Below are 14679 nucleotides of genomic sequence, written 5' to 3'. Positions count from 1 at the left end.
TAATGCGGCAAAAGAAAAGGATCATCAATCATCAAGATGGTGATAACCCTTTAAATACATATTCATCAAACAAATGCATGATGTCTTCTTTTTCGAGTGGTTGATGACGTTCTTCCCAGTCTATGATAAATGCTGTATAGAGTTTGAACATCATAAAGGCCGTCATTTCTGGGTTGCAAGATCGGATATCTCCCCGTTCAATTGCTTGTTCAATCTTTTCGCGAAGATAAGCAGTGATTAACCCTTCAACATTAGCAAGAGCTTCCTGAACCGCAGCAGTCCCCATTTCTTTGGCTTCTTGTACCATCTGAATGGTTAGTTGATGGCTGCGCCGATATTGAAGGAGCTCGTATAAAGCTAGATGGACATTCTCCTTCAATGGCTTCTGATCATCAATGACGGACTCTGCTTGTGTTTTCATCTCTGACAAGAGGTTAGAGATGATTTCCTGGAAAAGTTGTTCTTTGTTTTTGAAAAAGTTATAAATCGTTCCTTTTCCCACATTAGCTGCTTTTGCAACATGATCCATTGTCGTTGCTTTATACCCGAATGTGGCGAACGATTGATTAGCCGCTTGAATGATTTGTTGTTTTCTGTCGTTGGACATTTTTCATCACCTGACCATTTGAACGATTTAGTCATTTCGTCTAAATTTGATTATACACCTTTCATTTTATCGTGCAACCTTTTTTTATCATTCATTTTCTTGAAATTTTACCATATGTGGAATCATAAGAAAGGATGAGCAATTCGTTAGGCACACGAAAGAAATCTTGTTACACTGTCTCATACTAGGTAAGAGAAATAGCTCTTACCATCATCATACTTTAAAGAAAGAAGATGAAACAATGAGTGATAACAATCAAACGAATATACTTCAGTCGATCCCTTTCTCCGTGTTGGATTTAGCTCCTATACGAGAAGATGGCGGTCCGGCTGATTCTTTTAAGAGAACTGTAGATCTGGCTCAGCATACGGAGAGCCTTGGATATAACCGCTACTGGCTAGCGGAGCATCATAATATGCCTTTTATCGCAAGTTCTGCTACTTCAGTCTTAATTGGACACGTGGCTTCACAAACGTCTACGATCAAAGTGGGATCAGGAGGAGTCATGCTTCCGAACCATGCGCCACTAGTCATCGCTGAACAGTTTGGAACACTGGAATCCTTATTCCCTGGGCGTATTGATTTAGGGCTTGGTCGTGCGCCTGGTACTGACCAGTTGACAGCGCACGCGTTAAGGCGTGGAGGTCAGAGCGGTCCCCATGACTTCCCTGATCAACTTGAAGAGCTCAGAAGCTACTTTGATCCTTCACGTGGTCCAGCCAATCCACATGTACGTGCTTACCCTGGTGAAGGATTAGATATACCGATTTGGTTGCTGGGCTCAAGTGGATATAGTGCTCAATTGGCAGGAGAAGAGGGGCTACCGTTTGCGTTTGCCAGTCACTTCTCTCCTCGAGACACTGTTCCGGCACTTGATTTATACAAGCGAACATTTACGCCATCTGATTCTTTATCAAAACCTCATGCAATGGTGGGAGTAAATGTGATTGCTGCAGAAACGGATGAAGAAGCGGAGCGATTAGCTACGACCCTCCAACAGCAGTTCTTAAACTTGATAAGGAAGAATGAATCACCTTTACCGCCACCTGTTGATTCTATGGAAGGGATCTGGACAGAACGGGAGAAGCAAGCCTTAAAACAGCAATTAGGTTCTTCCATTATTGGTAGTAAAGAAACCGTGAAACATCAGCTAGAATCCTTTATTGAAAAAACAGGCGCTGATGAAGTGATGGTCATCTCCCAAATTTATGACCATGAAGCTCGTCGTCACTCTTATGAACTCGTAGCTGAACTGTTTAAAGGAGAATAGCATCTAAAGAGCAGGCTGATGTCTGCTCTTTTTTTAACAAAGTAAAGGAGTAAAGGGTGTCAGGCACCCTTTACTCCTTTACTTTGTTAAACTATATTTATTTTGGTTTCTCTGATGGAATTTTAGAAAGTTGGGCAAAGTAATCTAGAGTACATTTAAAGGAGGAAGCATGTATGCTTGAAGGAAAATCTGCTCTTATTACTGGCTCTGGTCAGGGAATTGGCTTTGAAATTGCAACAGAGTTTGCTAAAGCTGGCGCAAAGGTTATGCTAAACGATATTAATGAGGAAACATTAAATAAATCCATAGAGGAACTAAGATCTCAAGGTCACACAGTAGATGGCGTAGTGGCGAATGTTGCGAAAGAAGAAGATGTGAAGAACGCGATTGAGAAGACGGTCGAGAAGTTTGGTTCGATTGATATCTTAGTCAATAATGCAGGTATTCAACATGTTGCCCCTGTCGAAGAATTCCCTAGTGAGAAGTTTGAGTTAATCTTAGATATTATGCTCAAAGGGCCTTTCTTTGGAATTAAATATGCCTTCCCGCATATGAAAAAGCAAGGATATGGTCGTATTCTAAATATGGCATCGATTAACGGTTTAATCGGTTTTGCAGGCAAAGCTGGTTACAATAGTGCCAAACATGGTGTAATAGGTCTGACAAAGGTTACAGCTCTAGAAGGTGCTGACCACGGAATTACGGTGAACGCTATTTGTCCAGGATACGTAGACACACCACTTGTGCAGAATCAATTAGAAGACTTGGCGAAGACACGAAATATCGATAAAGAAAAAGCTTTAGAAGAGGTTATTTACCCACTTGTTCCTCAGAAGCGCTTGCTACAAGTTCAGGAAATTGCTGATTACTCGATCTTCTTAGTGAGTGACAAAGCGAAAAGTATAACTGGCCAAGCGGCTGTTATTGATGGTGGATATACCGTTCAGTAATGGATGAAGATACTCTAAGAGTACAATGCTCTTAGGGTATTTTTTTTACTATGAGAAATGGTTCCGTTAACTTTAACATGAGCGTACGGTCCTCCACGCTGGAACAAGACTGGCTCTTCTGCCCACGGGAGTCTCGCAGTTTCCAGGCCCACCTTTGCCATGCAAGGATGAATGGAAGCATCTTAATCAGATACGGCAATATGGCGGCCCCATCTTGGAAAACTTTTTTACATCAATTGTTCCATATAAGGCCTTTTTTGTGGAACACCGTAGAAATCAACAAAGCCCATTAATAAGAGTGCTATTCTTGCACAAAAAACAAGAGCCTGGATTCCAAGCTCTTGTTTGGCTTTTCTAATGGATTAATTAATTCCCATCATAGCTAAGAAGATAATCGCTATGGTGGCGACCATTGGTATGAGGAGACCGACGACGAATACGTCTTTATAAGAGTCTTTATGTGTTAAACCTGTAACGGTGAAAAGCGTCAATAAAGCCCCGTTATGCGGCAGGATTGAGGCACCTGAGGCTACGGATGTAATTCTGTGAAAGGCTTCAAGACTTAATCCTTGATCAACTGCAATATTGTAATACTCCTCACCAAGGGCTTCAAGGGCAATTCCCATACCACCAGAAGCTGAACCTGTAATCATAGCAAGAAGTTGCACAGCGAAGGCTTCGGAGAAATAAGGGCTTAATGGAATATCAAAAATTAATTCTTTAACCGTTTCAAACCCAGGGGAAGCTGTTACAACTGATCCGAAACCGACAGCCGCACTCGTGTTAATGGTGGCCATAACAGAACCTGATGCGCCTCCATTAATCGCAGGGATGAAGTCTTTGTAATCCTTAAAGTTAAAGAGCATGATAAGAATAATCCCGATTAAGAGGGCAATTAAAATACTAAGGTCTTTAAATACGTTCAACGTGACAACTACAGCAATAAGAGGGATGACAGATAAAATCCAATTTGGAAGTTCATCCTCATTGATTTCCTTCACCTGGTTATCACCTTCAGGTTCTGTAAATTTGTCATCTTTTGAATCAAGTTGTTTTTGTCTGAACTTTAGGTATGCATAACCACCTACAGCCATAATTAGTCCTGCCACAATACCTAGGATCGGAGCTGCCATTGTATCTGTTTTAAAGGTATTGATTGGAATAATATTTTGAATTTGCGGTGTTCCAGGGATCGCTGTCATTGTAAAGGTGAAAGCTCCTAAAACAAACGTAGAAGGAATTAATTTACGTGATACGTTTGCTTCTCTGAACATCGCTACAGCAAGTGGATAGACTGCGAATACGACTACAAATAAACTAACACCACCGTAAGTAAGGATGGCTGCTGAAAGAAGCATTCCTAGAATAGCGCGTTTCTTTCCGATAACGCTAGAGATTTTATAAGCAACGGATTGAGCTGCACCTGTATCTTCCATCAGTTTCCCAAAGATTGCACCGAATAAGAAGATCGGGAAGTAATCCTTCGCAAACCCTACAAAGCCTTCCATATATGTTCCTGTATAGGCATCGAGAATGTTCATACCACTTAATAGAGCCACGATTCCTGATACTAGGGGGGCAATCCATATAATGGACCAACCAAGGTAAGCCAAAGCCATTAAGAGGATAAGACCGATAATAATACTGAGCATAGTGAACCTCCTGATGTTTTAAGTTATCGGTTTTACTATGTCCCATTCGACTGTATTTTATCGATTCCAATATTCGATTCCGCCTAAAATGGTTGTTTCTATGAAAGAGTTTGTCATCTTAAAATAGCTACCTAAAAAACCATGAACCGAGTCGGTTCATGGTTTTTGGTTAGGAAAAGATGCGATCAATTTTGTCGATATCTTCTTGTGTTAACTCTACATCTAAAGTTTGTAAAGTGTTGACGACTTGTTCAGAGCGTTTGGCACCTGGAATAATGGTGTCAATTCCATCACGAGTGAGGTACCAGGCAAGCACAATATGTGCTACTTCGGCATTATGGCGATCAGCGATGGACCTGACTTGATCCACTTTTTCTAAGTTCTTTTCAAATTGTTCCCCTTGGAAATGAGGCATGTTCGCACGTATATCATTAAACGTTGTGTTTTTATCATATTTACCAGCAAGAAGACCTGATGCTAAAGGAAAGTAAGGGACAAAGGACAGATTGTTTTCTGCGATATATGGAAGCAAGTCCTTCTCAGCATCGCGGTTTAACAAATTGTATTCACTTTGTACCACATCAACGTACCCATCTTTGTTTGCTTCTTTTAACTGGGATAAAGAGAAATTCGAAACCCCAATCGCTCTGATCTTCCCTTCATCTTTCAGTTCTTTAAGAGTTCTTACGGCTTCATCCTTAGGAGTCTGTTCATCAGGGAAATGGATATAGAACAAATCGATATAGTCCGTCTGGAGACGCTTAAGACTATCTTCAACAGCTTGCTTTAGGAACTCAGGAGAATTATCAAACACGACATCTTCTCCGACAAATTTATGAGCACCCTTTGTAGCTAACACCACTTCTTCACGTTTACCAGTCTCTTTAAGCACTTCACCAACAAGCTCTTCAGAGCGCTTAGGACCATAAATGAAGGCTGTGTCTAAAAAGTTAATGCCATGGTCTAAGGCAGTCTTAACTAAATCTTTTCCGACTTGCTCATCAAGATTAGGGTAGATATTATGACCTCCAACAGCGTTTGTACCTAAGCCAATTGGATTGACATGGAGGTCTGTGTTACCTATTCTCGTTTGTTTTTCCATTGTTTGTCGCTCCTTTTTATTGAGTTGGAAGGACCTTTGTTTTCTCTAAGTAATCAGCGATGCCCATAGCGGAGACCTCGAAATCAAGCTCTAGTACGCCATAGATCGCATGGTCTCTTGGCACTCCTTTAGAGTCTAAATAAACCGCTACTTTCTCATAAAGACGTTCTTTCAATTGAGTGAGGTCTTCATCATTACGTGCAGCTTCATGGCCTGCTTCCATAAAAATAGGTAACCATTTTGCGACCGATTTAAACACTTCGTTTGGCTGGTCGGACATACTAAAATGACCAAAGTAGATTCGGTTTATAGGCAACAGGCTTACTTTTTTAATGGTTTCTAGCATGACGAATGGGTCGAATTGATTGGGAGATGTGGATGGTAAATATAAAGACAAGTCATGATCTTCCGTATGTGGATAACGGATGCCGCATGCATCGCCTGTAAACAGACCTTGGCTTTCTGAGTCGTAAATTGAAATATGATGGTTAGCATGACCTGGTGTATGGTAAAACGTTAGTGTAGCAGAAGGTCCGATTTGAAGTTCCTCTTGGTCTTCAACGACTTTGATTTGATCTTCCGTAATAGGGAGAATCGGATCAAATAACGGTTCAAATTGGTCTCCGTAAACTTGTTTGGCACCCGCAATCAATTTAGTAGGATTAACTAGGTGACGTTTTCCTTTTGGATGGACATAGATGGTAGCTTGAGGACACTCTTGTACGAATAATCCTGCACCACCAGCATGATCGAGATGGATGTGGGTCAGGATAATATTTTTTACATCCGATAATTTGAATCCTAGATCTTTAAGACCTTTCTTTATGTAAGGGACTGAAGGACTTGGACCTGTTTCGACTATGGTGAGATCCTTATCGTCAATCACATAAATCCCTGTGCGGTTTGGCATCCCCAGATCAAATCCATCAATTACATACGTTCGGTGGCCAAGATAGATTGGAGCTTTTTCTTCCATATATATCACCTCTCCTTGAATAGTACCTCTATTTTACAAAACATTCAGATTATTGAACAGTGTAACGCTTTCAAAGAGAGGTGAGGTTGTAGTGAACTTAATACCCTTTACCTAAAAATCCGTCCCGGTCAAATGTTTTCCGATCTGTTTTTTTAGCTTGGTCGATAAATTGCTCGTGGAGAGAGGAATGCTCTTCTTTATCTTTTCTTTTCAATGTTTCTGTTTCTTTTTTGCCATCCATAAGATCACCTCCGTTGTGGGATTAGATTTTGTTGTTTTGTAAAAAGTATGAAGGGAAATGATGTTTGGAAGTCTGAAAAATTGTTATGATAAAGAAACGAACGGATATTAGAGAAGGAGTGAATGGAATGAGAGCTATTATACATAAAGAAATTGAAGGATTAGATGGTTTACATCACGAAGAGTGTGACGCACCAGGAGTCGAAAAAGGGAAGGTGAAGGTCCAGTTGAAAACAGCTGGCTTAAATAGACGCGATCTTGCTGTGACAAATCGACATAAGGTGGAGCAGCCTCCCCTTATTTTAGGCTCAGATGGAGCTGGCATCATTGCAGAGGTAGGCGAAGGTGTCACAGGCTGGAACGTTGGGGATGAGGTTGTCATCAATCCTGGTTTAGGATGGAAGCATAACAGCGATGCGCCACCCCAAGGCTTTGAAATACTGGGTTTACCTGATGATGGTACGTTTGCAGAGTATATCGTTTTACAAGAAGAGAACATTGAGAAGAAGCCATCTCACTTAACTTGGGAACAAGCTGGTGTCCTACCTCTCGCTGCACTAACCGCTTATCGCGTATTGTTTACAAGAGCGAAGATTAAAGAAGGAGATACCATTTTACTTCCGGGGATTGGGAGCGGCGTTTTAACGTTTGCATTGAAATTCGCAAAAGCAGCTGGTGCAAAGGTAATTGTCACTTCACGCAGTGAGGAAAAGCTCGAGACGGCAAAAGAGCTAGGGGCTGATCTGGCTATTCCGACTCTTTCTGATTGGGAAGAAGAACTCGCAGAAGAACAAGTCGATGTCGTTGTAGAGAGTATTGGTCAAGCAACGTTTGAGAAATCCCTTGGTGTCGTAAGAAGAGGGGGGACGGTTGTGACATTTGGTGCAACGACAGAAGATAAAGTAGAAATTGATATTCGTAAATTCTTCTATGGCCAATACAATCTTCTAGGCTCTACAATGGGAAGCCGTGAAGAATTTCAAGACATGCTTTCTTTCATAACGGACCATAGCATAACACCTGAAGTAGATAAAATGTTCGCCCTTTCCGATTACCAAGATGCATTTGCTTACATTAGAGATTCGAAAAACTTCGGAAAGATCGGTTTTACAATTAGCTAATAGAACAAGAGGAGGTTCGTATACCTTCTGAATAAGAGCATGGAATGGACACTCATTTCATGCTCTTTATTTGTGTACGTGATTCTTCTGGTAGAAGGTTTGACCCAAAAGACTGTTGTCGCGTAAACTGAATGTAAAGCAGGCTTAACCACAAAGGTGATGACATGAAAAATTTAATAAGAGAAAAACGGACGGAAAAGAAAATCACACAAGAAGATCTATCTATTCAACTCCAGGTCTCAAGACAGACGGTCATTTCTTTAGAGAAAGGGAAATATAAACCTTCTCTCATCCTGGCTCATAAGTTAGCTCAAGTATTTGACTGTTCTATTGAAGACTTATTTATATTTGAAGGAGAAGAGAATATTCAATCAACATAAATGCAGGAGTTATTCTTGCTTTAGCAAGGTAAAGGGTGTCTGGCACCCTTTACCTTACTAAAGTGATTTTATCCCTATCTTCACTTCTTTTGTTATCGAATGAATAGTTCATGTGCCGTTAATAAACACTAATGGAACAATAAGACTATTTTTACTATAAAAATAGGCAAAATTCATGCATAAAGATGATATTTCTTTTATAATACAGATAACTATATGTGAAATCATTCACAATCATCCTAAATGGAAAGCTTTAAGGAGACAGGATCGCTATGAATGTATTAAAACAACATGCCAGGAAACAAAAAGCTACCAGATTTCTGCTTATTGTTTCTTCTCTTCTATTAGGGGTCACGGTCATTGCACAAGCATTGCTGTTTGTATCCATTGTAGACCATATATTTCTTAAGGGAGCACAATTTGAAGAAGTTATCCCTGATCTAATAAGCTTATTGTTCGTGTTGGTTGCTCGTTCAGCTTTGACGTATTGGAATGGGCGAGCAGGGGTCAAAATGGCTTCGAGGGTAAAAGAGCATTTCAGGTCACAACTTGTTTCTAAGTTTTCAAAGAATCCTCTACAAGCATCTATGAGGGGCCAGTCGGGGCATAAAGTAAGCACTGTAATGGACGCTGTTGATGAGATTGATGGCTATTTCAGCCAATATATTCCTCAGGTTATTCAAACGTCTATTGTACCGATTATGATTCTTGTTGTTGTATCAATGGAGCATTTCTATTCGGGCCTGATTATGATGATTACTGCACCATTTATTCCCTTGTTCTATATCATTATTGGGATTATGACAAAGAAGAAGTCAGAAGAGCAGTTGGACAAAATGGCGATCTTCTCAGGACGCTTTCTCGATACACTCCAAGGTCTGACTACCTTGAAACTTTTCGGTCGAGCTCGTTATCAAAAAGAGCTGATTGAGGGTAGCAGTTTAGATTTCAGGGACGCGACCATGGAAGTGCTAAAGATCGCATTTGTTTCTTCTCTAATGTTAGAACTGATTTCAATGTTAAGTATAGGGTTGATTGCACTTGAAATAGGTTTGAGACTCGTCTTGTTTCAATCTATTACTTTCTCCACGGCCTTTTTTGTTCTTATATTGGCGCCCGAGTTTTATCTGTTTCTTAAAAACTTAGGCCAGGCCTTTCATACAGGAAGAGGGAGTGCCGGAGCAGCCCAGAAGATTTCAGACGTCTTAAATACAGAAGACCATCCTGTTCAATGGGGGAATGATTCTATCCAGAATCAAGAGGAACCTCCTTCTATTCGATTAGAAGGTGTTCACTTTTCATATGAAGCAGAAGGGTTTGCATTAAAGGATATTAACATAACCTTACCTCCTTATAGTCAGACTGCTATTGTAGGAAAAAGCGGATCAGGAAAGACGACTCTTCTTCATGTACTAGCAGGGCTCGTGCCGGTCTCTGAAGGGTCCATTTTAGTGGATGGCCATAAACGCTCAGAACTAAAAGAAGAGGAGTGGTTTGATCAGATTAGTTATATATCTCAGAGTCCTTACCTCTTTTCCGGTACAATTGCAGACAATATAGCTGTTGGTAAGAAGGAAGAGGTTTCAAGGGAAGCTATCGAGAAAGCTGCTGAAAAAGCAGGCATTGCTCCCCTTGTGAAATCACTCGAACATGGATATGATACCCCGGTTGGAGAAGGTGGTCGGGGGTTGTCAGGAGGAGAGAAACAACGTCTGGCTATTGCTCGAGCTTTCTTAAAACAACCCACTATCATTTTATTTGATGAACCTACAACTGGATTAGATTTGCAGACGGAGAAAATTTTACAAACCTCCATACAGGAACTTAGCCAAAACGCCACAGTCATTACGGTTGCTCATCGCCTCCATACGATTAAGCATGCGGATCAGATCTTGTATATGGAAGACGGAAGGGTTCTAGAGCAAGGAACTCATACAAATCTCATCGAAGCAAATCCTCACTACCGGAACATGGTGAGGACGCAACAAGGAGGTATGGCAACGTGAATGAACTGAGAGCGGTTGTGAAGGATATGATGGTAGAGAAGAGGGATATCTATTTATCGGTGTTGTTTGGCTTTTTAGCAGGCATTACAGCTGTTGCTTTATTTGCCTCAAGCGGTTACTTGATTTCGAAAGCTGCCTTGCTGCCACCGATCTATACGTTATCTCTCATGATTGCTTTTTTGAAAATTATGGGGTTTGCTCGTGCCTTTGGGCGTTATTTGGAACGTCTCTATTCCCACAGAGCTACATTCACCATGCTAAGTCAGCTGCGGGTCAATTTTTATGAGAAACTAGAGCCATTGGCGCCAAAGATTTTTCATAAATATCGATCAGGAGACCTTTTATCAAGGATTGTTAGCGATATTGACCGGTTGCAAAATTTCTTTTTACGGGTTTATTATCCACCAATTGTGCTCGGATTGATTTTCTTCGCAACGATTCTTTTTACAGTCTTTTACTCCATCACCGTGGCGTTATTATTGCTGTTTGGCTTGTTTCTGACAGGGGTCATTCTCCCGGCATGGTTTGCTTTTAAGCAACGAAGAATCGAAGTCCGATTACGTGAAGAACGAGGTGCTTTGTCTAGTGAAGTGACCGAATTCTTATATGGATTTATGGATTTAAAGCTTTATCAGCAACTCGATGCGAAAGAGAAGGAGTTAGAAGAAGCATCTGTTCGTTATATTGATGAGCAGGAGAAAGAAGGCAAGATGGCCTCGTATCATCAGTCATTAAATAGTATGGTGACACTCCTGGTATCATGGCTTGTTATTGCATTTGGAGCTTATCTGGTGGCAAATAATCAATTAGATGGCGTATTCTTAGCAATGCTCATCATGATTTCATTAACGGTATTTGAAAATGCTGTACCAATGGCATTAGTTCCTGCTCACTTTGAAGATAGTCGTAGGGCAGCCAAGCGCCTTCACGAAGTTGTCCAGGATGAGGAAGAACAAGTAGAGGTAACGAGTAGTTTGCCTGTAGACCAAGCATTTTCAATCGACTTAAAAGGCGTATCGTTCTCTTTCCCTGGAGAGGAAAGAGATTCTTTGAAGGATGTGACCCTTCACATTCCAGCAGGTTCAAAGACGGCGATCGTGGGTGCTAGTGGATCTGGGAAATCTACTCTATTTCAATTGCTGTTGAAGTTTTACAACCCTGCAAGTGGATCGATTTTATTTAATGAGACCCCACAACATGAAGTTAGTCAAGAAGACATCTGGGCACGTACCAATGTGGTTCAGCAAGAGAATCACTACTTTTACGGAACCATACGGGATAACCTTCAGATCGCAGACGAGCATGCTGGAGATGATAGACTTTATGAAGTTCTGACCCATGTGGACTTGAGTCATTTTGACTTGGATCAGTCAGTTCTTGAAAAGGGAGAGAACTTATCTGGCGGGGAAAAACAGCGTCTGGCAATTGCGAGAGCGTTGTTAAAAGACGAATCGTTATGGTTGCTCGACGAACCGACTTCCTCTCTTGACGCTGTTACTGAACAACATATATATGAGCACGTATTCCAAAGAGCAAAGCACGATACCCTCATTCTTATTAGTCACAGACTAATGGGGCTTGAGAAGATGGATCAAATTATTGTGCTTGACCAAGGCGAAGTCGTAGAATCAGGTTCTTACCAGGAATTAATGAGGCATGAGGGGTATTTTTATAGAATGAAACAAATCGAAAAAGAAGTGCTTGTATAAACTTTTGGAGCAGCTTGAGCATCTTATTAGGGATCTTAAGCTGCTTTTTCTATGCGTTAAGAGTCGTGCTACAATGAGTTTATTAAACAACGGGGAGGAGGGGGAGCGTGCTTGAGTTATTTCTGCCAATGTTAGAAAGATTGGGCATTATTGTTACAGTAGCCTTTGTGATTACGAGGTTTCGCTTTTTTAGAGAGTTGGTTGATAAGAAGACTCTTACCTCGAAGCAGCGGTATGTTGCTATTGGTTTTTTTGGTCTATTTGGCATTATTGGAACTTATACAGGGATTACCTATGATACGTTATCGTTTGAGTACGGTTCGTTTGCTTATAAATTAAGTGGGGAAGAAGCGATTGCCAACTCCAGGGTAATCGGTATTGTCGCCGCTGGATTATTTGGTGGATATCGAATTGGAGTTGGAGCAGGTTTAATTGCGGGTCTTCACCGATTTTCATTAGGCGGATTTACAGGATTGGCATGTGGTATTTCAGCTGTTATAGCAGGTTTACTTGCGGGAGCTTTTCATAAGAAGGATAAATCTCTCCGTTTGAAAACAGCTTTATTCGTAGGCGCATTAGCTGAGACTGTTCAAATGGTTGTTATTTTAGTGATGTCAAAGCCATTTACCCAGGCATTTGAACTGGTTCAAGAAATTGGTGTGCCTATGATAGTTGCCAATGGGGTAGGCTCAGCCCTTTTCTTACTCATTATAAGAAATGTTTTACATGAAGAAGAAAAAGTGGGGGCGCTTCAGGCTCAGAAGGCCTTGACCCTAGCTGAGTCAACCATTGCCTATATGCGAAGGGGGTTAAATGAAACGTCTGCTAAACGTACGTGTGAAATCATCTTTAAGGAAGTGGATGTTAGTGCCATATCAATGACAAATCATGAAGTGATCTTGGCCCATGTAGGACTGGCTGATGATCATCATAAATCGGGGGAAGTTATTCAGACATCAGCTACGAGGGAAGTGATTCATACGGGTACGAGACTGATTGTGAAGCATGAAGATATCCATTGCACAAAAGCCAACTGTCCTCTTGGGGCTGCTATTATTGCTCCTTTAAAGAGAAAGAATGAAGTGGTAGGCACACTTAAATTCTACGTAAGATCGGAGAAAGAAATTTCCAATGTGATACTTGAGTTAATTCAAGGTCTTAGTGCTCTACTTGGGCAACAGTTAGAAATTGCAGAGGCTGAGAAAGCTCAGGAATTGGCCCGAGAGGCTGAGGTCAAAGCATTACAAGCTCAAGTAAATCCTCATTTTTTATTTAACTCGTTAAATGTAATTGTTTCGCTAATAAGAACAGAACCTAAAAGGGCTCGTGCAGTCTTAATTGCTTTATCGAAATATTTCAGACAGAATTTGAGTGCTACAACTCGGAAGTGGATTACATTAGAAGAAGAGATTCACCATGTGAAAGCCTACTTATTAGTTGAGGAAACACGTTTTGTGGATCATCTTCACGTGGAGTATGAGGTAGATGAGGAAGCACTAAAGGAACGGATCGCCCCTTTGACCTTACAGCCATTAGTTGAAAACTGTATGAAACATGGAGTGAAAGAACAAGACGGACAAACGGAAATACGTGTAGCCGTTCAGAAGAAATCACAGGGGGTCCTTGTTTCTGTAACAGATAATGGACCAGGAATTGCTCCTGAAAGGCTGAAGAGTCTTGGTAAGATTCAAGTGGAGTCTGAAAAAGGAACTGGGCTTGGTTTATATAATGTGAATGAGCGACTCGTCCATATGCACGGGGAAGCAGCTTGCTTACACATCGAGAGTGTACTAGGAGAAGGAACAACGATTTCTTTTTTACTTCCTAGGAAGGAGGAAGCGAATTGGGTAAACGTATAACGGCTGTAGTTGTAGATGATGAACGGTTTAGCCGCGAGGAACTGATTTATTTATTAAAAGAGCATGAACGTATTGAAATTATTGGAGAGGCTGATTCAGGCGAAGATGCGGTGATGAAAGCTCTTCAGTTGCAGCCTGACGTATTGTTTTTGGATATTGAAATGCCGAAAATGAATGGACTTGAGGTAGCTGAGTCACTCCAGGAATTAAAGAAAGTACCGGATATTGTATTTGCTACAGCTTATCCGGATTTTGCTGTTGAAGCCTTTCGACATGAAGCGGTTGATTATATACTGAAACCATTTGAAGAGGAACCAATTCGTGAGACAGTCGATCGTCTAGAACGAAGGCTCTTAAATGAAGGCAGTGCAGAAAAAGGAACAATTCCATCAAAGCTCGCTGTGGAGGAAGAAGAAGAAATTACGTACCTAACACCGTCTGAAATTATGTATGTGTACCGGGATGGACGTGTAACCAAAATTGTAGACCAAACCCGTACTTATGAAACGAAGCGTTCTTTAAAAGAAGTGGAACAAAGACTTGAACCATTTTCGTTCTTTCGGATCCATAAGAGCTATCTCGTTAACCTACAGTATGTTAAACGACTAGTGCCCTGGTTTAATGGTGCCTATCATCTTGAGCTAAGAGGGAGAGATGAACAACTGTCTGTAAGCCGAAATTATGTTAAAGAATTAAGGAAACAACTTGAGCTTTAAGAATGGGGAATACAAAATCCCCATTCAATTATTCTGTAGTGGTGAGCCTTTGTGAAACTACCTCTATCATTCTTATCAATTTAAAAGGCAT

The 14679-nt window shown here is 41.0% G+C and carries 13 protein-coding genes; 8 read left to right on the top strand and 5 right to left on the bottom strand.

What is annotated here, in order from left to right:
- Window positions 1-31: 31 nt before the first annotated feature.
- A complete protein-coding gene (locus LQ226_RS15245) occupies window positions 32-607 on the bottom strand; it encodes a TetR/AcrR family transcriptional regulator (RefSeq protein WP_231418820.1) in 576 nt (191 codons plus the stop codon).
- A 241-nt stretch (window positions 608-848) separates the two neighbouring features.
- Here LQ226_RS15245 and LQ226_RS15240 point away from each other — a divergent pair, with 241 nt between their 5' ends.
- Complete coding sequence (locus LQ226_RS15240; RefSeq protein WP_231418819.1) at window positions 849-1877, top strand: LLM class flavin-dependent oxidoreductase; 1029 nt, start codon at window positions 849-851, stop codon at window positions 1875-1877.
- A gap of 173 nt (window positions 1878-2050) precedes the next feature.
- Window positions 2051-2827: a 3-hydroxybutyrate dehydrogenase gene (locus tag LQ226_RS15235; RefSeq protein ID WP_231418818.1), complete on the top strand. Its 777-nt coding sequence runs from the start codon at window positions 2051-2053 to the stop codon at window positions 2825-2827.
- Between the two features lie 362 nt (window positions 2828-3189).
- Here LQ226_RS15235 and LQ226_RS15230 read toward each other — a convergent pair whose 3' ends face one another.
- From LQ226_RS15230 to LQ226_RS15215, 4 genes are all read right to left on the bottom strand, one after another.
- Complete coding sequence (locus LQ226_RS15230) at window positions 3190-4479, bottom strand: GntP family permease (protein WP_231418817.1); 1290 nt, start codon at window positions 4477-4479, stop codon at window positions 3190-3192.
- A gap of 169 nt (window positions 4480-4648) precedes the next feature.
- Window positions 4649-5581, bottom strand: a complete 933-nt coding sequence (locus LQ226_RS15225; protein ID WP_231418816.1) for an aldo/keto reductase — start codon at window positions 5579-5581, stop codon at window positions 4649-4651.
- Window positions 5582-5597: 16 nt separating this feature from the next.
- Entirely contained in the window at window positions 5598-6557 is a 960-nt protein-coding gene (locus tag LQ226_RS15220; protein WP_231418815.1) for an MBL fold metallo-hydrolase, read from the bottom strand.
- Between the two features lie 97 nt (window positions 6558-6654).
- Window positions 6655-6798, bottom strand: a complete 144-nt coding sequence (locus tag LQ226_RS15215) for a hypothetical protein (RefSeq protein ID WP_231418814.1) — start codon at window positions 6796-6798, stop codon at window positions 6655-6657.
- Between the two features lie 127 nt (window positions 6799-6925).
- Between LQ226_RS15215 and LQ226_RS15210 the strand changes: the two genes are divergently transcribed.
- The 6 genes from LQ226_RS15210 (at window position 6926) to LQ226_RS15185 (ending at window position 14588) form a co-directional block, all read left to right on the top strand.
- Window positions 6926-7918, top strand: a complete 993-nt coding sequence (locus LQ226_RS15210; RefSeq protein WP_231419047.1) for a zinc-binding dehydrogenase — start codon at window positions 6926-6928, stop codon at window positions 7916-7918.
- A gap of 164 nt (window positions 7919-8082) precedes the next feature.
- Window positions 8083-8298 (top strand): helix-turn-helix transcriptional regulator, encoded by a 216-nt coding sequence (locus tag LQ226_RS15205; RefSeq protein WP_231418813.1) that lies wholly within the window; start codon window positions 8083-8085, stop codon window positions 8296-8298.
- A 272-nt stretch (window positions 8299-8570) separates the two neighbouring features.
- Window positions 8571-10304 carry a thiol reductant ABC exporter subunit CydD gene (gene cydD, locus LQ226_RS15200; RefSeq protein WP_231418812.1) on the top strand — a complete coding sequence of 578 codons (1734 nt, stop codon included), beginning with the start codon at window positions 8571-8573 and terminating at the stop codon, window positions 10302-10304.
- Window positions 10301-12013 carry a thiol reductant ABC exporter subunit CydC gene (gene cydC, locus LQ226_RS15195; protein WP_231418811.1) on the top strand — a complete coding sequence of 571 codons (1713 nt, stop codon included), beginning with the start codon at window positions 10301-10303 and terminating at the stop codon, window positions 12011-12013. Before cydD ends, cydC begins: the two co-directional genes overlap by 4 nt.
- Before the next feature lie 107 nt (window positions 12014-12120).
- A complete protein-coding gene (locus LQ226_RS15190; protein ID WP_231418810.1) occupies window positions 12121-13872 on the top strand; it encodes a sensor histidine kinase in 1752 nt (583 codons plus the stop codon).
- Entirely contained in the window at window positions 13857-14588 is a 732-nt protein-coding gene (locus LQ226_RS15185) for a LytR/AlgR family response regulator transcription factor (RefSeq protein WP_231418809.1), read from the top strand. The genes LQ226_RS15190 and LQ226_RS15185 overlap by 16 nt, the downstream gene beginning before the upstream one ends.
- Window positions 14589-14679: the final 91 nt, after the last annotated feature.

The sequence above is a fragment of the Pontibacillus sp. HN14 genome (assembly GCF_021129245.1).
GTDB lineage: Bacteria > Bacillota > Bacilli > Bacillales > BH030062 > Pontibacillus.
This window is presented reverse-complemented; position numbering and strand designations above follow the sequence as displayed.